Here is a 23409-nt window from a genome sequence, read left to right as displayed (position 1 = left end):
TTACTCCGGCAGCAGGCTTTCGCCGGCAAACAGCTCGGCCACGGTCTCGCGGCGACGCACTTCAAATGCCTGATCACCATCTACCAGCACTTCGGCGGCACGGCCGCGAGTGTTGTAGTTGGAGCTCATCACGAAACCGTAGGCACCGGCCGAATGCACGGCCAGCAGATCGCCTTCTTCCAGCGCCAGCTCGCGTTCCTTGGCGAGGAAATCGCCGGTTTCGCAGATCGGGCCGACAACGTCGTAGGTACGCGCAGCGGTATCGCGTGGCTTGACCGGGGTCACGTCCATCCAGGCCTGGTACAGCGCCGGGCGGATCAGGTCGTTCATGGCCGCGTCGACGATGGCGAAGTCTTTGTGCTCGGTGTGCTTGAGGTACTCGACCTGGGTCAGCAGCACGCCGGCGTTGGCGACGATGAAGCGGCCCGGTTCGAACACCAGCGCCAGATCACGACCGACCAGACGCTCACGCACGGCCTTGATGTAGTCGGCGGCCAATGGCGGCTCTTCATCGCGATAACGCACACCCAGGCCGCCACCGAGATCGATGTGGCGCAGGTGGATGCCGCAATCGCCGAGGCGATCGACCAGATCCAGCAGGCGGTCGAGTGCATCGAGAAACGGAGGCAGGGTGGTCAGTTGCGAGCCGATGTGGCAGTCGACGCCGACCACTTCCAGGTTCGGCAGGTGCGCGGCACGCACGTACACGTCTTCGGCGTCGGCGATGGCGATGCCGAACTTGTTCTCTTTGAGACCGGTGGAAATGTACGGGTGAGTGCCGGCATCGACGTCCGGGTTCACGCGCAGCGAGATCGGCGCGCGAACGCCCAGCTCGGCGGCGACCACTTGCAGGCGCTCGAGCTCGTCGGTGGATTCGACGTTGAAGCAATGCACGCCGACTTCCAGCGCACGGCGCATGTCGTCACGGGTCTTGCCGACGCCGGAGAACACGATCTTGTCCGGGCTGCCGCCAGCGGCGAGAACACGTTCCAGCTCGCCACGGGAGACGATGTCGAAACCGGCGCCGATGCGGGCCAGGACATTCAGGACTCCGAGGTTGGAGTTGGCCTTGACCGCGAAGCACACCAGGTGCGGCATGCCGGCCAGCGCATCGGCGTAGGCCAGGTACTGGGCCTCGATGTGAGCGCGGGAGTAAACGTAGGTGGGAGTGCCGAAGCGATCGGCGATGGCGGACAGCGCCACACCTTCCGCGAACAGTTCCCCGCCACGGTAGTTAAAAGCGTCCATGGCGATCCCTTAGTAAACGTCGTGCTTGTGTGCCTTGGAGACAGGCTGCTTTTGCGAAGACTGGGCTTGCTCGGCCGGGTCCTGATCTTCATCGGGCAGGTACAGCGGGCCTTTTTGACCACAAGCCGAAACAAGGCAGGCAACCGCGACGAGCGCAGCAAGGGAAGAGATCAGGCGCTTCATGGCGAAATCCTTGAAAATGCGTTAATTGCGCCGGAGTATACCGGCCACCCGGCAGCTTGCCTATGCGACGGAACTCCCGTCCGGCGGGGCTCGGGCTGCGGCGCGGAAACTTTTCCTGCATGGCGGGTGGATATTTCGTCGCCGGGCAGGGCGCTTGGTCGTTATCCTTTGCAATCGGCTGGCAGCGTCCGTATCTTGCGGCGCTTGAGCCTGATCAGACATTTTTTGAGGTTGCCGCAATGAGTTTGTCCGAAGCCCGTTTCCACGATCTGGTCGATGAAACCCAGGAAAAACTGGAAGACATCTTCGACGACAGCGACCTGGACATCGACATGGAGAACTCGGCCGGTGTGCTGACCGTCAAGTTCGAGAACGGCACCCAGCTGATCTTCAGTCGTCAGGAACCGTTGCGTCAGCTGTGGCTGGCCGCCGTGTCCGGTGGTTTCCACTTCGACTACGACGAAGAAAGCGAACGCTGGATGTGCGACAAGAGCGAAGAGCAGCTGGGCGAAATGCTCGAGCGTATCGTCAAGCAGCAGGCCGGTACCGAATTCGATTTCGAAGGCCTGTGATTCTGTGACTGACACCGCGCCCGCCCGTCCGCCGAAGCCGCTCTACAGCAACGTCAGCCCGGCCGTGCCTTCGCCGTGCACCGGCGTGTGCCGGCTGGATGAGCAGAAGGTCTGCCTCGGCTGCATGCGCCATGTCGAAGACATCCGCGAGTGGCGTTCGGCCGATGACGAGCGCCGCCGGGTCATTTGCGCGCAGGCGGCTCAGCGCCGGCAGCTCGCCGGAGCGTAGCTTGTATATTTTTTGAGCTGTGATAGTGTCCGGAAACGCCTCAACCCATCGAGGCCTGGTGAGAACCCCGTCTTTTTTGGCGGGGTTTTGCTTTTTTTGTGTGCAGAAGAAAGGAGTCTGCCCGGATCATGACCGCACCTTCCATCACCCTTACCCGTCTGGACGTGCAACGTCTGGAGCGCCTGATCGACAGCCTGGATGACACGCTGCCGGGCGTGATCGCGCTGCAAACCGAACTGGATCGCGCCGATACCCTGGTCGGTCACGATGAAGTGCCTGCCGATGTCGTGACGATGAATTCCCGCGTGCACTGCCGCGAAGAAAGCAGTGGCAAGGACTACCACCTGACCTTGGTCTATCCAAAGCACGCCAACGCCGACGAAGGCAAAGTCTCGATCCTCGCTCCGGTCGGCAGTGCGCTGCTGGGCTTGAAAGTCGGCCAGCATATCGACTGGCCTGCACCGGGCGGCAAGACCTTGAAACTGACCTTGCTCGAAGTCGAATCGCAGCCGGCCAACGGCGGTGATTTCCCGGAGTAACCCTCCCTAGACCTGCTCGAGCGCCTCGTTCAGAGAGCGTTCCAGGTCGGCCTTGTAACGCAGATACAGATTGCTCGAACTCTGCCCGTCACCGATCACACCCGACAGGTCGAGGTCGGTGATGTAGCAGCGGTAGCGCTCGGTTTCCCGGCGCTGCCCGACGATCTCCCGGGCGACCACGCTGAACAGCTGGTCGCCATGTTCCAGCTCGCTGAATTCCCGTTGATTGCAATACAGCGTGACCTGCACTTCACCGGGTGCGGCTTTGCCGACGATCGCCTGCACGTCATAGAACGGTTTGTTGACCGGCGTCTGCGGTGCCGGGCGCATTTCGACCCGTCGCGCGCGTCCCGGTCCTGATGGCAATAACTGGTAATACAAGATTTCAAGGCTGGCAGCATGGCCCGAATCCATCGGCAGCAGCGCTTCGCGGCGGAACTGGATCGATTGCAGGAACCGTTGCAGCGGCACCAACAGGCTTTGCTCGTCGTGATAGGGCAAGTGCTGTTGCCACAGCGCATTGAACTCGTCGAGCACGTACAGCTCGGCGGTTTGTTCGGTGATCCGGTAGAACACCTGAATGCATTCAGGCTGGCCCATCGGCAGGATCAGCGCCAGGTCGTGGTCTTCCAGCGCCATCGGATCCAGGTGCAGCGGGCTGTAGCGCGGTTGTTCCTCACCCAGGTAATCGAGCAGCGCTGGCAGGGTGGCGAGGGCGACATGGCTGACCTGGCCCGGCACCAGCTCCAGCACGTGGTAATGCTGCTGCACCTGGATCAGGTAGCGATGATTCAGGTCGCTGAGCAACAGGGTCTGTGCGGTGTCGACGATTTCTTCCACTCGGCGGGCGATGAATTGCGCGCGGTTGTGACAGAAGCAGCGCACTCGCAGCGATGGTTGTTGCGGCCCGCGCGGCAGGTTGTTGAGGTAATCGCGCAAGCAGTCCATCAGGGCATGCGGGCCGTCAAAGCGGTTGACCAGTACCTCGTTCCAGCTGTTGAGCGTGACCTGATCGAGGGTCAGCACCAGGTTTTCACGTACGCCGGCGTAGCTCAGTGAGTCCGTGCGTTCGGTGGTCATCAGAATGTTCAGATCGCGGTGATGCTTGAGCGGATCCACCCCGACATTCACCAGCATCAACACTTCGCTCGGCACGGCGGCGCGCAGCAGCGGCTCTTCGGCAACGGTCGACAAGGGCAGGGCGATGCTCTGTTGCAGGCTGCCGAGCAGGTTGAACAGTTCGAATTCGCTAAGGTCGCTGGTGCCGGGGTGCAGGGCCAGTCGGGTGCTGCTGTCGATCACGCCGTTGCGGTGGCACCAGGTCAAAAGCTCCAGCAGCTCGCGGCTGCGCTTGATCGGCGCGAAATGTTCCCACTCGAGCGCCGTCAGGCTGCCGTTGTACAGGCCCCACTGGGTTTGGCCCGGCTCTTTTTTGTTCGGCGATTGCACCAGGGTCAGCGTGTCTTCGGCCAGATCCGGGGCGATGCCGGGGTTGATGAACTCGACCTTGTCGGCCTTGCGTTCGAACGCTGCGTACAGGCGGCGGCCGAGGACGTTGAGGTCGCGCTTGTTGATCAGGCTGACAGTCTGTTCGGTGCGGGCGAACTGGGTCAGGAAGCGGTAGCTGTAATTCAATTCGTTGACCAGCGCCCGGCGTTCGGCGCTGACCTGTCGGACTTTCCACTGGCTGCGGCTGTCGAGCAGCGCCAGTTGCCGCTGGTCCCAGTGCCATTCGCTGGCCAGCCTCTCCAGCAGTGAACGTTGCCAGCTCTGGGTGCGGGTGTTGCCGGTAAGCTTGCGGTTGACCTTGAGGTACAGCGCCCGGCGTACCAGCTCAAGCCGCTCCGGTTCGTTGCGCGCAGTCAGGTACTCCTCGATCCGGCGGTAAACCACCATGTACGGATCCAGCTCGTCGAGGTCCAGCCGGTTGGCGAACACCGCCTGCTTGAAGCGCAGGCTCAGGCACTGCACCTGCGGATGTTCACTGGCGTAGACCTCGGTCAGCAGCAGCTTGAGCACCGACTTGTACGGTGACTCGATGCCCTTGAACAGTTGCCACAGCCCGGCGCCGACGAACTCACCCGGCGGAATGTGTGCCATCGGCCCCAGGTCGAGGGTTTCATCGTTGCGGATGAAGCGTTTGGAAATCAGGGTGTGGGTGTACGCGTCGTAGGCGCGTTCTTCGTAGACCGGCACCAGCCACCAGATCGGCGTGCGCCCGGCGAGCCAGATCGCGGTGCGGTAGAACTCGTCCAGCAGCAGATAGTGCTGGGTGGTGCCGCAATCTTCGGAGCTGAGCTGGGTATCGCGCTCGCCTTTGACGAATCGCACCGGGTCGATCAGGAAGAAGTGCGCCTCGGCCCCCTGGCTGGCAGCCCAGGCTTCGAGCAACTGGCATTTCTTGCGCAGTTCGGCGAGTTCGCTGTCGCTTAGATCGGGGGCGTGGCAGACCCAAACGTCCATATCGCTCTGGTCGGCCTGGGCGAGTGTGCCGAGGCTGCCCATCAGGAACAGCCCATGAATCGGTCGTGGCGGGTTACTGCCGTGACGCGGCTTGTAGGAGAACGAGCGGGTCAGGCGCTGGGCTTCGGCGAGGGCGTCGGCGTCCGGTTCGTAATTCGACAGCCCGGCTGGCGTGCTGCCCGAGACGTAACCCGGCAACAGCGGATGATTGACGTGAAAGAACAGCGGCAGCAGCGTCAGCACACTTTGCTGGCGCGTCGAAAGACCTTCCAGTGCCCGGTCCAGGCGACCTTCGTTGAGTTTCAGAAAACGTGCACGTAGCTGGCTGAGTACCTTGCGGTCGATGCCTTCGTCCAGGTCGGGGCGGATTTCATGGGTGCGGGTCATGTCGGCTCAAACCGGCGCGCAGGGCTCGGAGGCAAGGGGTCTCGGGTGTCCGGGAGTTTAGCGCCTGAGCAGCAGGAGTTTTAAGCTGAATTTGTTTTTTGACGTCAGATTTCTATCGCATGGCGATGGACGACGTTCATGGCTGGCCCGCGGAAATCCCGTGGCAGGGGTTTCCGTGGGCAAAGTCGGGAGGATCAGGCGGTTTGTTGCTCTTTGAGAATCGTCAGTACGGTTTGCACGTTTTGTGCGGCATCGCGACCGAGGCTGGTCAGGTAACCGCCATCAGGCTGGTCCGTCAGTTCTTTTTCGAACAGGCGTTGTGCGGCAGCAATGTGCTTCGGGGCAGCGGTCTGATGAATTTTCAGACCTTCCTGGGAACTGTCCAGGTTGAAGAGTGCGAGGACTTCCAGTTCGGCAACCAACTCAGGGGTAAGCGACATAAGGACTCCAGACTTTCTAGGAATTGGACGACAGCGCCCCTAAGGTGAACCTGCCGGCGCGGCCTGTCCAGTGCGCGTGTCAGGGTTTTTGTTCCGGGGTGGATTCCAGTGTAGTCAGGGGTCGGCAGAAGGCCGCGAAGATGGGTGACAAATTGTGTGGGAGCAGGCCTGCTCCCACGGGGCGGGGCCGTTTACTGCTTTTCCGGTGGCAGTTCCGGCAGTGCGCGCAGCGCGGTTTCGTACCAATCGGTATCGAACGCGCGGTCTTCGTCGAGCATCGCGTCGATTTCACAGGCCAGCACGTGGGCCATCAGGTTCAGGATGTCTTCGCGCTCATAACCGACCAGCGTCAGCTTGTTGAAGGTTGCCTTGGCCGCTGGCGGGTTGTCGCTTTCGATCTGGTTCTCGATCGCTTCGATCAGCGTCGATTCGGTGAACTCTTCTTCATCATTGTCGATGTCAGTCGGCTCGCTCATGGCAGGCTCCTCAAGGAAAGGCGCCAGTTTACCCGCATTCAGCAACGTGATGCTGCTGGCAGGATTCCCGGGAGCGATCTATAAACAGGCACTGCCCACCCCGCACGGCCTGGAGGCTATGTGATGTTCAAGCTCTATGGATTCTCCGTCAGCAACTACTACAACATGGTCAAACTGGCGCTGCTGGAAAAAGGCCTGCCGTTCGAAGAGGTCACGTTCTACCCGACGCCTACGCCTGAGTCTCTGGCCATCAGCCCGCGTGGCAAGGTGCCGGTGCTGGGGGCCGAAGGCGGGTACATCAACGAAACGATGGTGATGCTCGAATACCTCGAAAGCAGCCAGAAAGGTGTCCCGCTGTTACCGACCGAGCCGTTCGCCCGTGCCCAGGTATTGGCAGTGGCCAAGGAGATCGAGCTGTATATCGAGCTGCCGGCCCGTGCCTGTTACGGCGAAGCGTTTTTCGGCACGGCGCTGCCGGAAGCGATCAAGGAAAAAACCAAGGCTGAATTGTTGCTGGGGTTTGCGGCGCTGGGACGTCACGGCAAGTTCGCCCCGTATGTGGCGGGCGACAGTTTGACCATTGCGGATCTGTACTTCCTCTACAGCGTGCCGCTGGCGGCTGCCGTGGGGCACAAGCTGTTCGGTCTGGATTTGCTGGCGGAGATGCCGAAGGCGAAGGCGCTGCTGGAGCGGCTTGAGCAGAATCCGCATGTGCAGAAGATTGCGGCGGACAAGGATGCGGCGATGCCGGCGTTTTTGGCGATGATCGCAGCGAAGAAGTAAATTTTTCTGGTGCTTCGAGATAGCTTTCGCGAGCAAGCCCGCTCCCACATCTGATCTCGATTGGACACCTGTTCGGTGGTCGCAGCAGATCGAATGTGGGAGCGGGCTTGCTCGCGAAGCTTTGGCTTTTAGCGGCTGGCGATCAGCGCCTGACCACGAACCACGGCAGCCTTGACCTGCGCCGGCGCTGTGCCGCCGATGTGGTCACGGGCATTCACCGAGCCTTCGAGGGTCAGCACGGCAAATACGTCCTGCTCGATCTGGTCGCTGAACTGACGCAGTTCTTCCAGGCTCATTTCCGCCAAATCCTTGCCGGTGTCGACGCCGTACTTCACCGCGTGACCGACGATCTCGTGGCAATCACGGAATGGCAGGCCACGGCGCACCAGGTAGTCGGCCAGGTCAGTGGCGGTGGAGAAACCGCGCAGCGCCGCTTCACGCATGATCGCGTGCTTTGGCTTGATCGCCGGGATCATGTCGGCAAACGCGCGCAGCGAGTCGCGCAAGGTATCGGCGGCGTCGAACAGCGGTTCCTTGTCTTCCTGGTTGTCCTTGTTGTAGGCCAGCGGCTGGCCTTTCATCAGGGTCAGCAGGCCCATCAGGGCGCCGAACACACGACCGGTCTTGCCACGTACCAGCTCTGGAACGTCCGGGTTTTTCTTTTGCGGCATGATCGAGCTGCCGGTGCAGAAGCGGTCCGGCAGATCGATGAACTGGAACTGCGCGCTGGTCCACAGCACCAGCTCTTCGGAGAAACGCGACAGGTGCATCATCGCGATGCTCGCGGCCGAGCAGAATTCGATGGCGAAGTCACGGTCGGACACGTTGTCCAGCGAGTTGCCACCGACGGCATCGAAGCCCAGCAGTTGTGCGGTGTAGTCGCGGTCGATCGGGTAAGTGGTGCCGGCCAGTGCGGCGCTGCCCAGCGGCATGCGGTTGGTGCGCTTGCGGCAGTCGACCAGGCGCTCGTAGTCGCGGCTGAGCATTTCGAACCAGGCCAGCATGTGGTGCCCGAAGGTCACCGGCTGAGCGGTCTGTAGGTGGGTGAAGCCCGGCATGATGCTCGCGGCTTCGCGCTCGGCCTGCTCCAGCAGGCCTTTTTGCAGGCGGGTGATTTCGCTCAGGATCAGGTCGATCTCGTCACGCAGCCACAGGCGGATGTCGGTGGCGACCTGGTCGTTGCGGCTGCGGCCGGTGTGCAGCTTCTTGCCGGTGATGCCGATGCGGTCGGTCAGGCGTGCTTCGATGTTCATGTGCACGTCTTCGAGGTCGACGCGCCAGTCGAACTGGCCGGCCTCGATTTCGCCCTGGATGGTCTTCAGGCCATCGATGATGCTGTCGCGCTCGGCATCCGTCAGCACGCCGACCTTGGCCAGCATGGTGGCGTGGGCGATCGAGCCCATGATGTCGTGGCGATACAGGCGCTGGTCGAAAGTGACGGAGGCGGTGAAGCGGGCGACGAAGGCGTCGACGGGTTCACTGAAGCGGCCGCCCCAGGACTGATTGGTCTTGTCAGTGCTCATGAATTCGCTCGTATCGGCTTGAAGAAAGAAGGCGTGAAACGCTGGCGCGGATAATAACAGGGTTGCCAATCCTGTCGCTGACACTGGTCGATACGTTTTTTTCTCATGTCCTCCTCCATAGTCGCCGGTGTCGCCGGGGGATTTGCGCAAGGATATTTTTCGATTGAGCAATATCGGCCCGACGAGCGTCTACAGTAGGACATAGGGGTCGACGTGGCGGCGGATCGCGCAAAGGTCCGGCCACCGACTATAAGAAGAGAGAGGGGTGGGTGTATTGGCCATTGGCATACCCTGCGTAAAACGCAGTCGGCGACGGGCGTCAGGCGGTACGTTGCAGGTGTCGGCAAATATTGCCGGCCGACGTACGGCACTTTTTGGCGCTCGGGCTAGTCTTAGCGTGGATCGCGGTGACGGACGTCACTCCACTTGTCTACGCTATCCTTGTGCGAGACTCACGCAGGAATCCAGCGCAATATGAATGTCCTGATCGTTGATGACGAACCACTGGCCCGCGAGCGCCTCGCCCGAATGGTGAGCGAGCTCGAGGGCTACACAGTCCTGGAGCCCAGCGCCACCAATGGCGAAGAGGCGTTGGCGCTGATCGACAGCCACAAGCCGGATATCGTGCTGCTCGATATCCGCATGCCGGGCCTCGATGGCCTGCAGGTGGCTGCCCGTCTGTGCGAACGCGAAACCCCGCCAGCCGTGGTGTTTTGCGCAGGTCCCGATGAATTTGCCGTGGAAGCCCTCCAGGCCAGCGCCGTGGGCTATGTGGTGAAACCCGTGCGAACCGAACATCTGCATGACGCCCTGAAACGGGCTGAACGTCCCAACCGGGCCCAGCTCTCGGCCCTGACCCGTCCTGCCGCCGAAAGCGGTAACGGCCCGCGCAGCCACATCAGCGCCCGCACCCGCAAAGGCATCGAACTGATCCCGCTGGATCAGGTGGTGTACTTCATTGCCGACCACAAATACGTGACCTTGCGCCACGAAGGCGGCGAAGTCCTTTTGGATGAACCGCTCAAGGCGCTGGAAGACGAATTCGGCGAACGCTTCGTGCGGATCCACCGCAATGCGCTGGTCGCTCGCGACCGAATCGAGCGACTGCAACGTACACCGCTGGGCCACTTCCAGTTGTTCCTCAAGGGCCTCAACGGTGACGCGCTGATCGTCAGCCGCCGGCATGTGGCGGGTGTGCGCAAAATGATGCAGGGGCTTTAGTCCGCAGGCTCCGGGCGGTCCTTCGTTCTTTTCACCAGGCATTGCAGGCCAGGGAGGCCACGCCGTTTCTGATTCAGGTCAAAGTGGATTTGGCTGAGCTGTTATTATCCGCCGTATCTATTCAGTACGGATTGATCCATGTCCTCTCGCGAAATCCGCATCGCCACCCGCAAAAGTGCTCTGGCCCTCTGGCAGGCCGAATACGTCAAAGCCCGTCTGGAAGCAGCCCACCCGGGCCTGCTGGTGACGCTGGTGCCCATGGTCAGTCGCGGCGACAAGCTGCTTGATTCGCCCCTGTCGAAAATCGGCGGCAAGGGTCTGTTCGTCAAGGAACTGGAAACCGCGCTGCTGGAAAACGAAGCCGACATCGCCGTGCATTCGATGAAAGACGTGCCGATGGATTTCCCCAAAGGCCTCGGTCTGTTCTGCATCTGCGAGCGCGAAGATCCGCGTGACGCGTTTGTCTCCAATACGTATTCCAGCCTCGATGCGTTGTCTGCCGGCAGCATCGTCGGCACCTCCAGCCTGCGTCGCCAGGCGCAGTTGCTGACGCGCCGCCCGGATCTGGAGATCCGTTTCCTGCGCGGCAACGTCAACACCCGTCTGGCCAAGCTCGACGCCGGCGAGTACGACGCGATCATCCTCGCGGCAGCCGGTCTGATTCGCCTCGGTTTCGAAGATCGCATCACGTCGGCGATCAGCGTCGACGACAGCCTGCCGGCCGGTGGCCAGGGCGCGGTGGGCATCGAATGCCGCAGCGCCGACACTGAAATCCATGCCTTGCTCGCACCTCTGCATCACGCGGACACCGCAGACCGTGTCACCGCCGAGCGTGCCCTCAACAAACATCTGAATGGCGGCTGCCAGGTGCCGATCGCCTGCTACGCCGTGCTCGAAGGTGATCAGTTGTGGCTGCGCGGTCTGGTGGGCGAGCCGAGCGGCGGCAAGCTGCTCAGCGCGCAAGCCCGTGCGCCGCGTGCCGCAGCCCAGACGCTGGGCGTGCAGGTGGCCGAAGACCTGCTGAGCCAGGGCGCCGACGATATTCTCAAGGCAGTCTACGGCGAGGCAGGTCACGAGTGACCGCCTGGCGCCTGCTGCTGACGCGCCCGGCGGGAGACTGTTCGGCGCTCGCCACCGTGCTGGCCGAACAAGGGTTTTTCAGCAGCTGTCTGCCGCTTTTGGAAATCGCGCCACTGCCGGTCTCTGACACAATGCGCCGCACGATCACGCAACTGCCGCGTTACAGCGCAGTGATTGTGGTCAGCAAACCGGCGGCGCGGATCGCGGTGGATCTGCTCGATTCTCTGGGTCTGTCGACTCCGACAATGCCGTGGTTCAGCGTGGGTGCAGCGACCGCCGCTATCCTTCGGGATCGGGGACTGGATGTGAGCTTCCCCGAGGCGGGCGACGACAGCGAAGCCTTGCTGCAATTGCCGCGTCTGCTGGCGGCGGTGGCCGTGCCCGGCTCGCAGGTGTTGATCCTGCGCGGGGAGGGCGGACGTGAACTGCTGGCCGAGCGCCTGCGCGCGCTTGGTGCTAGTGTCGAATATCTGGAGTTGTACCGTCGCGACCTGCCGGGCTATCCGCCGCAGGAGCTGCCCCGCAGGATTGCAGCGGAACGCCTGAACGGGCTGGTGGTCAGCAGTGGACAGGGTTTCGAGCACCTGCGCCAACTGGCCGGCGATACCTGGCCTGTGCTGGCGCAGTTGCCGTTGTTTGTTCCAAGCCCAAGGGTTGCCGAGCAGGCCAGTGCCGCCGGGGCCCGAACAGTTGTGGATTGTCGCGGCGCGAGTGCCGCGGCCTTGCTGACGGCGTTACGGGAGCATCCCGTGCCCGTTCTCTAATGCAAAGGATGGATACGTGAGCGAAACAACCTTGCCTAAAGATGACGTTCAACCTGTGATCGATGCACCGGTTGATGCACCGCCACCGGCCGCCGAACCGCGCCGAGGCAACGGATTGGCCATTCTCGCGCTGCTGCTCGGCGCCGCCGGTGTTGCGGTGGGTGGCTGGGGTGTGTGGCAGGTGCGACATCTGCAGACCAGCACTCAGAATCAGTTGAGTCAGGTTCAGGCGTTGAACGATCAGGCACAGACCCTGAAACTCAACGAGCAACGACTGACCGAGCGTCTCGGGCAATTGCCCGGCGCCGATGAACTTGCCGATCGCCAGCGTCTGGTGACGCAACTTCAGGGCGATCAGCAGCGCCTCAATCAACGTCTGGAAACCGTCCTCGGTGCCAGCCGCAAGGACTGGCGTCTGGCCGAGGCCGAACACTTGCTGCGTCTGGCCAGCCTGCGTCTTTCCGCCCTGCAGGACATCAGCAGCGCTCAGGCGCTGGTGCAGGGTGCCGACGAAATCCTGCGTGAGCAGAATGATCCCGGCTCGTTCGCCGCCCGCGAGCAAGTGGCGAAAACCCTGGTGGCGCTGCGCAGCACCGAGCAGCCGGATCGCACCGGGCTGTTCCTGCGACTGGGCGCCTTGCGCGATCAGGTCGTTGGGCTCACCGAGCTGGCGCCGGAGTACAAGGATCGCGGCGATTCGCTGCTGGGCCTGACTTCCGATGGCGACGGCGCCAGTCGCTGGGCGCAGTGGTGGGATCAGATCTCGCGCTACATCCGCATCGATTTCAATGCTGACAAAAACGTCCGGCCGTTGCTCGCCGGCCAGAGCCTGAGCCAGGTGCGTCTGGCCCTGAGCCTTTCGCTCGAACAGGCGCAATGGGCTGCGCTCAATGGCCAGGCGCCGGTGTACACCCAGGCCCTGGCCGAAGCGCGTGACGTCCTCACCGGCAACTTCAACCCGGATAACCCGCAGAGCAAAATCATGCTCGAGCAGGTCGCGGAATTGAGCAAGCAACCGGTTACTGTCAACACGCCGGATCTCGCCGGAACCTTGAGCGCGGTACAGGGGTATCTGGAGCGTCGTAACGTCAACGCCGAAGACTCGGTGAAACCCTTCACCAAACCGGCCGCGAGCACTGCACAGGAGGCGACACCATGAAGCGCCTGTATGTGATCGTGTTTCTGGTGATCGCGGCAACGGCGGCGCTGGGCCTGGCGATTGCCGAGCATTCCGGTTACGTGCTGGTCGCCTACAAAAGCTTTCGTTATGAATCGAGCCTGTGGGCGACGCTGGCGGTGGTCGCGGTGCTGTGGCTGCTGGTCTGGGGCATCAAGGCGTTGGTCGAGCTGGTGCTGACCTCCGGCGGTGTGGTCAATCCATGGTCGCGACGCAACCGCAGTCGCCGTGTGCAGGTGGCGATCGAGCATGGTCAGCTCGACTTGGCCGAAGGCCGCTGGGCCAGCGCCCAGCGTCACCTTTATCGGGCGGCTGAAGCCGAGCGTCAGCCGTTGCTGTATTACCTGGGGGCCGCTCGCGCCGCCAACGAACAAGGTAATTACGAGGAAAGCGATCGCCTGCTGGAGCGCGCCCTCGAGCGTCAGCCGCAGGCCGAGCTGGCGATTGCCCTCAGCCATGCGCAGTTGCAGACCGATCGCGGCGATACCGATGGCGCGCTGGTCACCTTGCAGGCGATGCACGAGCGCCATCCGCACAATGTCCAGACCTTGCGCCAGTTGCAGCGACTGCATCAGCAGCGCGGCGACTGGTCGTCCGTGATCCGTCTGTTGCCGGAGCTGCGCAAGGACAAAGTCCTGCCACCTGCCGAGCTGACCGAACTCGAGCGTCGTGCCTGGGGAGAAAACCTGTCCCTCGCGGCCCAGCGCGAAGAGGATGGCGCAGTCGGTTTGCAGTCGCTCAACCGCGCCTGGCAGCAACTGACGTCTGCCCAGCGCCAGGAGCCGGCGCTGGTGCTGGCCTACGCCGAGCAGTTGCGCCAACTGGGCGCCCAGGTCGAAGCTGAAGAAGTGCTGCGCACGGCGCTCAAGCGCAAGTACGACAGCCATCTGGCGCGCCTTTACGGTCTGGTGCGCGGCAGCGACCCGGCGCGTCAATTGCAGACCGCCGAGGGCTGGCTCAAGGATCATCCGGGCGATGCCAGCCTTCTGCTGACATTGGGCCGTTTGTGCCTGCAAGCCAGTCTGTGGGGCAAGGCGCGGGATTATCTGGAAAGCAGTCTGCGAGTGCAGCGCAATCCGGAAGCGTGCGCCGAGTTGGCGCGTCTGCTGGCCCGATTGGGTGACACCGAGCGCAGCAATCTGCTGTTCCAGGAAGGGCTCGGTATGCTGGATGAGCGCCTGCTGGCTGCGCCATTACCCGTAGCTGTTCGAGCGTGATCAGAAAGGAGGAGCGATGCTCCTCCTTTTTTCCCTCGGTGACTGAATTGTTACCCGCAAATCCCTTCCCGAGCAAAGTCCTACAGTGGACTACACCGAATCCTTCTGTGCTTGTCGGGATTTCCCTACACTTCTGATGAAGTGTCGCCAGTGACCTGCCTTGAAAGCCCGAGGCGCTTTCCTCTACCGTAACTGCCTGTCTTTATTGTTACGGATAAGCCATGTCTTTGGCCTGCTCACGCTCCCTGTTCTTTATGGCTTTCACTGCGGGGATTCTGGCCCTGGGAGCTTCCTATTACCTCGAATACGCGGTCGGGCTGGTGCCTTGCAGCCTGTGTCTGGTCCAGCGTCTGTTCATGAGCGTCCTCACCCTTTTTTGCGGTGTGGCTGCGATTCATGGGCCGCAACGTGTCGGTCTGTCGCTGTATTGGATGATGGCATTGCTGACCAGTCTTGGCGGGATGACGGCGGCCTGGCGGCAAGTGCTGCTGCAAAGTGATTCACTGCAAAGGCTGGCGCATTGCGGGCCCGGGCCGGAAGAGATGTTCAGCAGCCTGCCGTGGTTATGCGCACTGATGCGGATGTTCAACGACACTGCCGATTGTGCGGAATTGTCCTGGACGCTGTTCGATCTGAGCATTCCGGAGTGGAGTCTGCTGTTTTTTGTGGGAATGTCGATCCTGGCTGTTTACCAGTTGCTGCGGCAGGTCTGGATGGCTTTGCAGCAACCGCTCAGCGGCCAACCGTCGCACCCGGTGCTGGTCAGGGATTAAACACTTGTATGAACTTTCTCTCCTGCGTACCTTGAAGCCATAGGCGTGCGGGCATAATCTGGCCCGCACGTGTCATTGGATTTGTGTTGCTCGATGACGCTCTGCCTGGCCGCCTCTCAAAGCAATATTCACAAGAAGGGGCGCGGGTGTAGAGCAGCATGACCCACAAGGGAAGAGAGATCGCCATGCTCGAAAGTTGTCAGAATGCTCAGGAACGTTGGGGTGGAGTTCATCTGCTGATCGACCGCTGGCTGCAGGAGCGTGAGGAATTGATCGCTGCCTATGACAAGCTGGGCGCCAAACCTCAGGCGCTGTCCGAGGATCGAAAGCCTTTGCAGGAATTCTGCGGCGTGCTGGTCGATTACGTCTCGGCCGGCCACTTCGAGATCTACGAACAGCTGACGGGCGAGGCCAAGGCCTTCAACGACAAGCGCGGCCTGGAACTGGCCGAGACGATCTATCCGCGGATCGATGTCATCACCGAAAAGCTGCTCGCGTTCAACGACCTTTGCGATGAAGGCAAATGCGTTGCGGAGAAATTCAAGGAGCTGGGCGGCCTGCTCCACGAGCGCTTCGAACTGGAAGACTGCCTGATTGAAGTGCTGCATACCGCACACAAGGAAGAGGATTCGGTTCAGGCCTGAACCGAGCCTCTCAAGACACAGAAACGGTGCGCCTCAGGCGCACCGTTTTTTATTGGGCGATCAACTGGTCGCGCCGCGTAATTCCACTTCGAACACCAGCGGTGTGAATGGCGCGATCAAGTCGCCGGCACCGTCAGCGCCGTAAGCCTGATCCGATGGAATCACCAGTCGCCACTTCGCGCCGACCGGCATGTTCTGCAACGCGGTGCGCCAGCCGGCGATCACGCTGTCGAGATTGAACCACTGCGGCTGGCTGTTCTGATCGAACACGGTGCCGTCCGGCAGTCGGCCGATGTACAGCACCTGCACTTTTCCATCCGGGCCGGCCTTCGTGCCATTGCCCGGTGCCAGCTCGGTCAGCAGGATGCCGTCGGCCAACTCCTTCACACCCGGTTTGGCTTTTTCGGCAGAGAGAAAACGTCGCTCGTTTTCCATCGCCGCTTCAGTCGAAGGCATCGCTGCCTGCTCGGCTGTTTGCGATTCGTGATCGGCGAGGATCTGCTCGATGCGTGCTTCGCTCAGTGCCAACGGCTTGCCTTGATAGGCCTGCTGCAGACCTTCGATCAACGCCTGGATCTGTAGCTGCGGCACTTCCTGACGCAGCCTTTCACCGAGGCTCGCGCCGAGGCTGTAAGCCAGATCGTGGGCATCGTTTGCAGTGGTTTTTTCGTCGGCCTGCGCCACGGAAAAGATCATGCAGAGGGATAAAAAAAGGTAGCGCGACATGGGCACTCTCCGTCCTGAATTGCGGTGGATTATGCCAGCGCGAACGTCTGCAACGGTGAACTGCTTTTGCCAATGCGCAGAAGTTTTTCGCAAGCCTGCAACCGAGTGCTTTCGATACTGTCAACATGCCCTAGCGGCGGTAGCAGCAGAGGTCTAGTATGAGCCGCACTCACGTCAGCCAGGAGGTAAACCATGTCGGCCACCAAGAAGCCTGTAAACACTCCGTTGCATTTACTCCAACAACTCTCGGGCAGCTTGCTCGAGCATCTGGAAAACGCTTGCTCCCAAGCCTTGGCTGATGCTGAAAAACTGCTCGCCAAACTGGAAAAGCAACGCGGCAAGGCGCAAGAAAAACTGCACAAATCCCGCACCAAATTGCAGGACGCAGCAGCAGCCGGTAAAGCCAAGGCGCAGACCAAGGCCAAGGCTGCCGTGAAGGAACTCGAAGACCTGCTTGATGCCCTGAAGGAGCGTCAGTCCGATACTCGCAGCTACATTCTGCAACTCAAGCGCGATGCCCAGGAAAGCCTGAAACTGGCCCAAGGTGTCGGTCGTGTTCAAGAAGCCGTCGGCAAGGCGTTGTCCCTGCGTTCGGCCAAACCTGCAGCGGCGCCTGCGAAAAAAGCGGCTGCCAAACCTGCTGCAAAAGCACCGGCCAAAGCACCGGCCAAAGCGCCCGCGAAAGCCCCAGTGAAAGCTGCTGCAAAACCAGCCGCGAAGAAACCCGCAGCAGCCAGCGCTGCTAAACCTGCGGTCAAAACTACTGCGGCCAAACCAGCTGCTGCCAAGCCGGTTGCTGCAAAACCAGCCGCCAAACCTGCGGCGAAAACCGCTGCTGCGAAAGCGGCTCCGGCAAGAACTGCCGCTGCAAAACCTGCTGCCAAGCCAGCCACCAAAGTGGCCGCCAAACCGGCAGCAAAACCAGCCGTTAAAGCCGCAGCTAAACCAGCTGCCAAAACTGCTGCTGCCAAGCCTGCGGCGAAAGCCGCTGCCAAGCCGGTTGCTGCCAAACCTGCTGCCAAAGCGGCGGCGAAACCAGCAGCCAAGCCTGCGGCAAAAGCTGCGGCCAAACCCGCTGCAAAACCAGCCGCCAAACCGGCTGCCGCCGCGAAACCTGCAACGACCGCAGCCAAGCCAGCGACCGCCGCTAAACCGGCCGCCAAGCCAGCAGCGAAACCTGCTGCAAAACCTGCGGTGAAAAAGCCTGCCGCTGCCAAGCCAGCAGCAAAACCAGCTGCAGCAAAACCGGCCACTGCACCTGCTGCCAAACCTGCCGCACCGGCAACCCCGGCTCCGACTGCAGCACCGGCATCCGCCGCCACTACCTCGACCACCGCAACCACGCCATCCCCGGCGCCGGTGTCGAGCGTCGCCAGCAACCCGTCCAGCGCTTCCTAAGCGCCGGTCGCCGCGACGCGCAGCACTTGCAGCGCGTCGCGGTTCAGGTTGGCCGCCGGGCCGGCCAGCACTTGCAGCCAGTCACTCGATTCCTTCGAATGACGCTTCCAGCCTTGCGCGGCGCCTTCCAGTCGCGACAGCAGCGCACGCTCCGACTCCAGCTCCAATCCCTTGATCTGCTCGCGCATCCCCTTGAGCACCAAATCGGTGTCGGCCAGGGCTTTCCACTGCATGCGCAATGCGCGCAACGGCTGGACCACTTCCCGGTCCCAGGGCTCTGTCAGTTCCAGAAGCTGCCGGGCGCGCACCTCGTCGCACGTCGCCTCGCGTTGTTCCAGCCATAAGCCGCATAGCATCAGGCACACGTTGGCCCCCGCTGATTGCAGGCGCAGGCAGGCATCCTCCACGCCGGGACGGGCGTAGACGGCAAGGGCAAAGCTCCACAGGTCAGAGGACATCGTGCTACTCGCGCCAGTTGCGGGGGAAGCTGGTAGACTCCGCCGCCATTATGATCCGACTTCAGAACCTGACTTTACAGCGTGGCCCGCAACGTCTGCTAGAAGACGCCGAGCTGACCCTGCACGCCGGCCACAAAGCCGGCCTCATCGGTGCCAACGGCGCCGGCAAATCCAGCCTGTTCGCCTTGCTCCGCGGTGAGTTGCACCCGGACTCGGGCGACTGCCTGCTGCCGGCCGACTGGCGTATCGCCCACATGCGGCAGGAAGTCGACACGCTCGAGCGTCTGGCGGTCGACTATGTGCTCGACGGCGACCTGCGTCTGCGCGAGGTGCAGCGTGAGCTCGCAGCGGCCGAAGAGGCCCACGACGGCACCGCGCTGGCCCGCCTGCACGCCGAGCTCGACAGCGCCGACGGCTACACCGCCGATGCGCGGGCGCGCAAGCTGCTCGCCGGTCTCGGTTTCACCAACGAGCAGATGGATCGTCAGGTAGGAGATTTCTCCGGTGGCTGGCGGATGCGTCTGAACCTTGCGCAGGCTTTGATGTGCCCATCAGACCTGCTGCTGCTCGACGAACCGACCAACCACCTGGACCTCGACGCCATCATCTGGCTCGAAGAGTGGCTGAAAAGTTACCCCGGCACCTTGCTGCTGATCTCCCACGACCGCGATTTCCTCGATGAAGTGGTCGATCACGTGGCCCACGTCGATCAGCGTAAGCTGACGCTTTACCGTGGCGGCTACACCGCGTTTGAACGCGCCCGTGCCGAACGTCTGGCCCAGCAACAACAGGCCTACGAGAAGCAGCAGGCGCAGCGTGCGCACATGGAAAGCTACATCGCCCGGTTCAAGGCCCAGGCCACCAAGGCCCGTCAGGCCCAGAGCCGGATCAAGGCGCTGGAGCGGATGGAGGAGCTGTCGGCAGCCCATGTCGATTCGCCGTTCGATTTCGTGTTCCGCGAGTCGACCAAGATCTCCAGTCCGCTGATCGATTTGTCCGATGCGCGCCTGGGCTATGGCGAGAAAACCGTACTGGAGAAGGTCAAGCTGCAACTGACCCCCGGCGCGCGGATCGGCTTGCTCGGCCCCAACGGTGCGGGTAAATCGACTCTGATCAAGAACCTCGCCGGCGAGCTGTCACCGTTGGCCGGGCGCCTGACCCGTGGCGAGAACACCGTAGTCGGCTACTTCGCCCAGCATCAGCTCGACTCGCTGGACGCCAAGGCCAGCCCGTTGCTGCACTTGCAGCGTCTGGCGCCGACCGAGCGTGAACAAACGCTGCGCGATTTCCTCGGTGGTTTCGACTTCCGTGGCGCGCGGATCGACGAGCCGGTGCTGAATTTCTCCGGTGGCGAAAAGGCCCGTCTGGCCCTGGCGTTGATCGCCTGGGAACGGCCGAACCTGTTGCTGCTCGACGAACCGACCAACCACCTCGACCTGGAAATGCGCCTGGCGCTGACCATGGCGTTGCAGGAATTCAGCGGTGCGGTGCTGGTGGTTTCCCACGATCGGCATTTGCTCAAGAGCACCACCGACAACTTCTTCCTGGTCGCAGACGGCAAAGTCGAAGAGTTTGACGGCGACCTCGAGGACTACGCCCGTTGGCTGGTCGAGTACCGTCAGCGCAACGCCCCGGTCAGCAACACGCCGGTCAATCCGGACAAGACTGACAAGAAGGCCCAGCGTCAGGCCGCCGCTGCGTTGCGTCAGCAACTGGCGCCGCACAAGCGCGAGGCTGACAAGCTCGAAGCCGAGCTCGGCAAGCTGCACGAGAAACTGGCGAAGGTCGATGCCAGCCTTGGCGACAGCGACATCTACGAGCCGGCGCGCAAGAGCGAATTGCGTGACCTGCTGGCCGAACAGGCCAAGCTGAAAGTCCGCGAAGGCGAACTTGAAGAAGCGTGGATGCAAGCCCTGGAAACGCTGGAAAGCATGCAGGCGGAGCTGGAGGCGTTGTCTTGATGGAAGCCTTCAAACTTCCATTGCCGGCGATGTGGGTCGAGCCGATCTGGCTCGGCGTGCAGATTCTGCTGATCCTGCTGGCCGGCTACTTCGCCCAGCGCGTCGTCGCCCGATTCCTGACCCGCCTGGGTGAGAAGTATCCGTTCCCGCCGCAGCTGCTGATGCCGCTGCGCGGCGGTCTGCGCTGGCTGATCATGGGCAGCGCGCTGATCTTCGTGCTGGAACGCCTCGGGGTCTCGGCCACGGTGCTGTGGACTGCGTTGTCGGGCTTCGTCGCGGTAGCGGCGGTGGCGTTCTTCGCGATGTGGAGTGTGCTGTCGAACCTGCTCTGCGCGATTCTGATCTTCACAGTCGGCCCGTTCCGTCTCGGCGATGTGGTCGAACTGGTGGACACCACCGACAAGCCCGGCGTCAAAGGCCGGGTGGTGGCGATCAATCTGCTCTACACCACCTTGATCGAAGCTGAAGAACTCGGTACCGGCAGCGCGATGGTGCAAGTCCCCAACAGCCTGTTCTTCCAGCGCTCGGTGCGACGCTGGCGCGGGTCGGATGTCTTCCCTTCCAGCGGTTTCGAAAAGTGATCGGACGCCGGCCACGTTGGTCGGCGGCCGCAACAACCTGCAAAAAATCGGTAGTCATCCAGCCAAATCCGCATTAGCTTTGAGGATTGTCACGAGTCCGAAGTCGAGGTGTGCGATGGAGCTTCAAACATGGCTGGCGTTTTTTGCCGCCTGCTGGGTGATCAGTCTTTCTCCGGGTGCCGGCGCCATTGCGTCGATGTCCAGCGGCTTGCAATACGGTTTCTGGCGCGGCTACTGGAATGCCCTGGGCCTGCAGATCGGCCTGGCTGTGCAGATCGCCATCGTCGGCGCCGGTGTCGGCGCGATCCTCACTGCTTCTGCCACCGCGTTCCATGCGATCAAATGGTTCGGTGTCGCCTACCTGGTTTATCTCGCGATCAAACAATGGCGCGCACTGCCGATGGACATGAGTGACGACGCGGCGGTTCGGCCGATCGGCAAGCCGCTGGCCCTGGTGTTTCGTGGTTTTCTGGTGAACATCAGCAACCCCAAGGCACTGGTGTTCATGCTCGCGGTGCTGCCGCAGTTCATCAATCCGCATGCGCCGCTGTTGATCCAGTATGTGGTGATCGGCGTGACCATGATCGCGGTCGATCTGATCGTCATGGCCGGCTACACCGGTCTGGCGTCGAAGGTGTTGCGCCTGTTGCGTACACCGACCCAGCAGAAACGCATGAACCGCACGTTTGCCGGGCTGTTCATTGGCGCGGCGGCGTTCATGGCGACGTTGCGCAAAGCTGCTGCGTAAAGCGTACAGGCATAAAAAAGGCGACCTTTTCAGGTCGCCTTTTTCGTTTCCGGCGGTTGATCAGCGCAGAATCACCGGCGCCGTATCACGCGGCAGATTGTTACGCTGCTGCGGTTCACGCGGCTGCTCGTAACCGCCACCGCCGAGCTGCATGCTCAGCTGTCCGGCCACGTCTTCGCCCAGTGCCTTCGACACGTCACGCACCACCCGTGGGCGATTGAGCGAGATCTTGATGTCGCGGTGGTTCACCAGCTTGGTGTCCTGCGCCTCACCCATCGCCGTAAAGGCCGAGGTGATTTCGAAGGTCTTGGTGTTGATCAGGCTGAAGTCAGCCACCAGCGTCAGGCCCAGCACGGCGGAATAACTGTCGGTGTTCGCCAGCTCGTTCACGTCCTGGGTGAAGTCGATGTCCGACACGGTGCCGAACAGCACGTAGTCGGCACCCTTGAAGTTGCCGGCCTTGATCCGCTTGATCACGTCGTAGACATCGCCCTTGGAGGACGCGGTGTACGGCGTGCCCTGCACCAGCTGGAACATGCCGGTGCGCAGGATTTCACCCTTGATGTCGCCGGTGAACTTACGCAGTTCGGTCTGTTCGATGTAGCTGGTGGTGGCTTCGAGCTCGTTATAGCTCGAAGACCCACTGGCGCTGTAATAACCCTCGCGGTAATTGCTCTGGGCCGAAACGATGTGGATGTATTGCTCCACGCGCTCCTGGTACGCCAGATCCGTGACCGCGACTTTCGGGGCCGCTTGCACGCTGAACGCGCAAGCCAGGGCCATCATGCCAATCCATGTGCGCATCGATTAACGCTCCGTGGTTTTGCGGATCTCTTTCTCGTCCATCCACTCGGCCAGACCGCTTTCAACGTCGATCAGTTGCAGGCTGAATTTGTAGAAGACGTCCTTGTAGTCGCTGCTGCGCTTGACGATCGAGCTGATCGAACCTTCAAGACGGTATTTGGCAGCGATCATGTTGCCAGTCTTGGCCACGGTGCTCTTCTTGTACAGACCGCTCTGGTTTTGCAGCTTGAGCTGGTCGACCTGGCTCTGCATCGCGGTGTTGTCGCTGGCGAAACGGGCGGTGCCGGACTTCATCAGCTGGGTCTTGATGCTGGTGGTGATTTCGCGGGTGTCGATGTATTCGCTGGTCTTGTTCTTCACGTCGTAGACCTGCACCACAGGGCGGCCCTGCAGGATGCCGGACTGGGCCAGGGAACGGGTCATCGACTCTGCGATCATCTGCAGGTCGGTGGAACCGAACTCGTTGGTCACGGTTTCAACGGCCTTGGTGTCGCCGTAGCTGATGTTCTTGCTGCCCAGGGTCGGCGAAGTGTTGGCGCAACCGGAGGCCAGCAGGGCGAGGACGGCGATGAAGGAAAAGCGTGCAAACATGGGAATGCTCTCTGAATCGGGAATAGGGTGTCGGGCTTACGGCGTCTTGAGTTCCAGACGGAAGTCCACGGCTTTCGGCGTCGGGGCGATGCCCTGGATGAAGCTGGTCTGGGCGCCGTACATCATCTGGCTCTTCCAGACTTCTTCTTCGGCGATCGGGAAACCCTCCGCGCCGAGCCAGGCGAAGCGGTAGTAGAACGTCTTGTTGCTGTTGAGGGTGTTGCTCAACTGCACGTTGACGGTCATGAAGCCGTTTTCGCGGGCTACGCGCATCGCGCCGACCACGATGTGTTTCTGCGGGCCCATGGCCACGACCTTGCTCGCGGCGCTGCCCGGCTCAGGTGGTGGCGGGGTGGCGCAGCCGCTCGCCAAAAGGGCGAGGGCGGCGACGGCGATGAGTTTGAAGCGCATGCAAAGACTCCG

The 23409-nt window shown here is 61.8% G+C and carries 26 protein-coding genes; 15 read left to right on the top strand and 11 right to left on the bottom strand.

Features of this window, described 5'->3' with window-relative positions; genetic code table 11:
- Positions 1-1248: a diaminopimelate decarboxylase gene (gene lysA / locus QR290_RS28560; protein ID WP_115079641.1), complete on the bottom strand. Its 1248-nt coding sequence runs from the start codon at positions 1246-1248 to the stop codon at positions 1-3.
- 9 nt (positions 1249-1257) lie between these two features.
- Positions 1258-1431: an LPS translocon maturation chaperone LptM gene (gene lptM / locus QR290_RS28555; RefSeq protein WP_007951888.1), complete on the bottom strand. Its 174-nt coding sequence runs from the start codon at positions 1429-1431 to the stop codon at positions 1258-1260.
- Positions 1432-1670: 239 nt separating this feature from the next.
- On the opposite strand from lptM, the gene cyaY reads away from it, so the two are divergent.
- The 3 genes from cyaY to rnk all read left to right on the top strand — a co-directional run bounded on the left by cyaY (position 1671) and on the right by rnk (position 2771).
- Entirely contained in the window at positions 1671-2003 is a 333-nt protein-coding gene (cyaY, locus tag QR290_RS28550; RefSeq protein ID WP_007951887.1) for an iron donor protein CyaY, read from the top strand.
- Between the two features lie 4 nt (positions 2004-2007).
- Positions 2008-2232, top strand: coding sequence for a DUF1289 domain-containing protein (locus QR290_RS28545; RefSeq protein WP_074690015.1), 225 nt, complete (start codon positions 2008-2010; stop codon positions 2230-2232).
- Between the two features lie 128 nt (positions 2233-2360).
- Entirely contained in the window at positions 2361-2771 is a 411-nt protein-coding gene (gene rnk / locus QR290_RS28540; protein WP_007951886.1) for a nucleoside diphosphate kinase regulator, read from the top strand.
- 6 nt (positions 2772-2777) lie between these two features.
- Here the strand turns inward: rnk and QR290_RS28535 are convergent, their stop codons facing one another.
- From QR290_RS28535 to QR290_RS28525, 3 genes are all read right to left on the bottom strand, one after another.
- Positions 2778-5621 carry a class I adenylate cyclase gene (locus tag QR290_RS28535; RefSeq protein ID WP_115079639.1) on the bottom strand — a complete coding sequence of 948 codons (2844 nt, stop codon included), beginning with the start codon at positions 5619-5621 and terminating at the stop codon, positions 2778-2780.
- A gap of 194 nt (positions 5622-5815) precedes the next feature.
- Positions 5816-6061 (bottom strand): TIGR02647 family protein, encoded by a 246-nt coding sequence (locus tag QR290_RS28530; RefSeq protein WP_007951883.1) that lies wholly within the window; start codon positions 6059-6061, stop codon positions 5816-5818.
- Between the two features lie 191 nt (positions 6062-6252).
- Positions 6253-6537, bottom strand: coding sequence for a hypothetical protein (locus QR290_RS28525; RefSeq protein ID WP_115079638.1), 285 nt, complete (start codon positions 6535-6537; stop codon positions 6253-6255).
- A 123-nt stretch (positions 6538-6660) separates the two neighbouring features.
- Here QR290_RS28525 and QR290_RS28520 point away from each other — a divergent pair, with 123 nt between their 5' ends.
- A complete protein-coding gene (locus tag QR290_RS28520; RefSeq protein ID WP_289204051.1) occupies positions 6661-7320 on the top strand; it encodes a glutathione S-transferase family protein in 660 nt (219 codons plus the stop codon).
- Positions 7321-7448: 128 nt separating this feature from the next.
- On the opposite strand, the gene argH is transcribed toward QR290_RS28520, so the two are convergent.
- The gene (gene argH, locus QR290_RS28515) at positions 7449-8843 is read right to left on the bottom strand and encodes an argininosuccinate lyase (protein ID WP_115079637.1); all 1395 of its coding nucleotides are present in this window, start codon (positions 8841-8843) and stop codon (positions 7449-7451) included.
- A 474-nt stretch (positions 8844-9317) separates the two neighbouring features.
- Here argH and QR290_RS28510 point away from each other — a divergent pair, with 474 nt between their 5' ends.
- From QR290_RS28510 to QR290_RS28480, 7 genes are all read left to right on the top strand, one after another.
- Positions 9318-10064: a LytR/AlgR family response regulator transcription factor gene (locus tag QR290_RS28510; RefSeq protein WP_115079636.1), complete on the top strand. Its 747-nt coding sequence runs from the start codon at positions 9318-9320 to the stop codon at positions 10062-10064.
- A 138-nt stretch (positions 10065-10202) separates the two neighbouring features.
- Positions 10203-11144, top strand: coding sequence for a hydroxymethylbilane synthase (gene hemC, locus QR290_RS28505; protein ID WP_115079635.1), 942 nt, complete (start codon positions 10203-10205; stop codon positions 11142-11144).
- On the top strand, positions 11141-11908 hold the full coding sequence (locus QR290_RS28500; protein WP_115079634.1) for a uroporphyrinogen-III synthase: 768 nt from the start codon (positions 11141-11143) through the stop codon (positions 11906-11908). Before hemC ends, QR290_RS28500 begins: the two co-directional genes overlap by 4 nt.
- Before the next feature lie 16 nt (positions 11909-11924).
- Positions 11925-13067, top strand: coding sequence for a uroporphyrinogen-III C-methyltransferase (locus QR290_RS28495; protein WP_115079633.1), 1143 nt, complete (start codon positions 11925-11927; stop codon positions 13065-13067).
- Positions 13064-14302 carry a heme biosynthesis protein HemY gene (locus QR290_RS28490; protein WP_115079632.1) on the top strand — a complete coding sequence of 413 codons (1239 nt, stop codon included), beginning with the start codon at positions 13064-13066 and terminating at the stop codon, positions 14300-14302. Before QR290_RS28495 ends, QR290_RS28490 begins: the two co-directional genes overlap by 4 nt.
- Before the next feature lie 221 nt (positions 14303-14523).
- Positions 14524-15075 (top strand): disulfide bond formation protein B, encoded by a 552-nt coding sequence (locus QR290_RS28485; protein WP_115079631.1) that lies wholly within the window; start codon positions 14524-14526, stop codon positions 15073-15075.
- A gap of 185 nt (positions 15076-15260) precedes the next feature.
- Positions 15261-15719 carry an Rsd/AlgQ family anti-sigma factor gene (locus QR290_RS28480; RefSeq protein WP_007951863.1) on the top strand — a complete coding sequence of 153 codons (459 nt, stop codon included), beginning with the start codon at positions 15261-15263 and terminating at the stop codon, positions 15717-15719.
- Positions 15720-15779: 60 nt separating this feature from the next.
- Here QR290_RS28480 and QR290_RS28475 read toward each other — a convergent pair whose 3' ends face one another.
- Positions 15780-16445: an FKBP-type peptidyl-prolyl cis-trans isomerase gene (locus tag QR290_RS28475; protein ID WP_289204050.1), complete on the bottom strand. Its 666-nt coding sequence runs from the start codon at positions 16443-16445 to the stop codon at positions 15780-15782.
- Positions 16446-16637: 192 nt separating this feature from the next.
- Between QR290_RS28475 and QR290_RS28470 the strand changes: the two genes are divergently transcribed.
- Positions 16638-17843, top strand: coding sequence for an AlgP family protein (locus QR290_RS28470; protein ID WP_289204049.1), 1206 nt, complete (start codon positions 16638-16640; stop codon positions 17841-17843).
- On the opposite strand, the gene QR290_RS28465 is transcribed toward QR290_RS28470, so the two are convergent.
- Positions 17840-18301: a TIGR02444 family protein gene (locus QR290_RS28465; RefSeq protein ID WP_289204048.1), complete on the bottom strand. Its 462-nt coding sequence runs from the start codon at positions 18299-18301 to the stop codon at positions 17840-17842. The two genes, QR290_RS28470 and QR290_RS28465, sit on opposite strands and share 4 nt — an antisense overlap.
- 50 nt (positions 18302-18351) lie before the next feature.
- Between QR290_RS28465 and QR290_RS28460 the strand changes: the two genes are divergently transcribed.
- The 3 genes from QR290_RS28460 to QR290_RS28450 all read left to right on the top strand — a co-directional run bounded on the left by QR290_RS28460 (position 18352) and on the right by QR290_RS28450 (position 21591).
- Positions 18352-20262 (top strand): ATP-binding cassette domain-containing protein, encoded by a 1911-nt coding sequence (locus QR290_RS28460; RefSeq protein ID WP_115079627.1) that lies wholly within the window; start codon positions 18352-18354, stop codon positions 20260-20262.
- Positions 20262-20843, top strand: a complete 582-nt coding sequence (locus QR290_RS28455; protein ID WP_115079626.1) for a mechanosensitive ion channel family protein — start codon at positions 20262-20264, stop codon at positions 20841-20843. The genes QR290_RS28460 and QR290_RS28455 overlap by 1 nt, the downstream gene beginning before the upstream one ends.
- A 115-nt stretch (positions 20844-20958) precedes the next feature.
- Positions 20959-21591, top strand: a complete 633-nt coding sequence (locus tag QR290_RS28450; protein ID WP_007951851.1) for a LysE family transporter — start codon at positions 20959-20961, stop codon at positions 21589-21591.
- 60 nt (positions 21592-21651) lie between these two features.
- On the opposite strand, the gene QR290_RS28445 is transcribed toward QR290_RS28450, so the two are convergent.
- Genes QR290_RS28445 through QR290_RS28435 form a run of 3 tightly spaced genes read right to left on the bottom strand, consistent with a single transcriptional unit; the run spans position 21652 to position 23397 of the window.
- Complete coding sequence (locus QR290_RS28445; protein ID WP_115079625.1) at positions 21652-22395, bottom strand: penicillin-binding protein activator LpoB; 744 nt, start codon at positions 22393-22395, stop codon at positions 21652-21654.
- Positions 22396-22398: 3 nt separating this feature from the next.
- Complete coding sequence (gene lpoB, locus QR290_RS28440) at positions 22399-22986, bottom strand: penicillin-binding protein activator LpoB (RefSeq protein WP_007951848.1); 588 nt, start codon at positions 22984-22986, stop codon at positions 22399-22401.
- Positions 22987-23022: 36 nt separating this feature from the next.
- The gene (locus tag QR290_RS28435) at positions 23023-23397 is read right to left on the bottom strand and encodes a YcfL family protein (RefSeq protein WP_064379914.1); all 375 of its coding nucleotides are present in this window, start codon (positions 23395-23397) and stop codon (positions 23023-23025) included.
- Between the last annotated feature and the right edge of the window lie 12 nt (positions 23398-23409).

It is taken from the genome of Pseudomonas fluorescens, from assembly GCF_030344995.1.
In the GTDB taxonomy this organism is placed as follows: Bacteria; Pseudomonadota; Gammaproteobacteria; order Pseudomonadales; family Pseudomonadaceae; genus Aquipseudomonas; species Aquipseudomonas fluorescens_BF.
The sequence above is the reverse complement of the archived record's forward strand: the minus strand, read 5'-3'. Positions and strand labels throughout refer to the sequence as shown.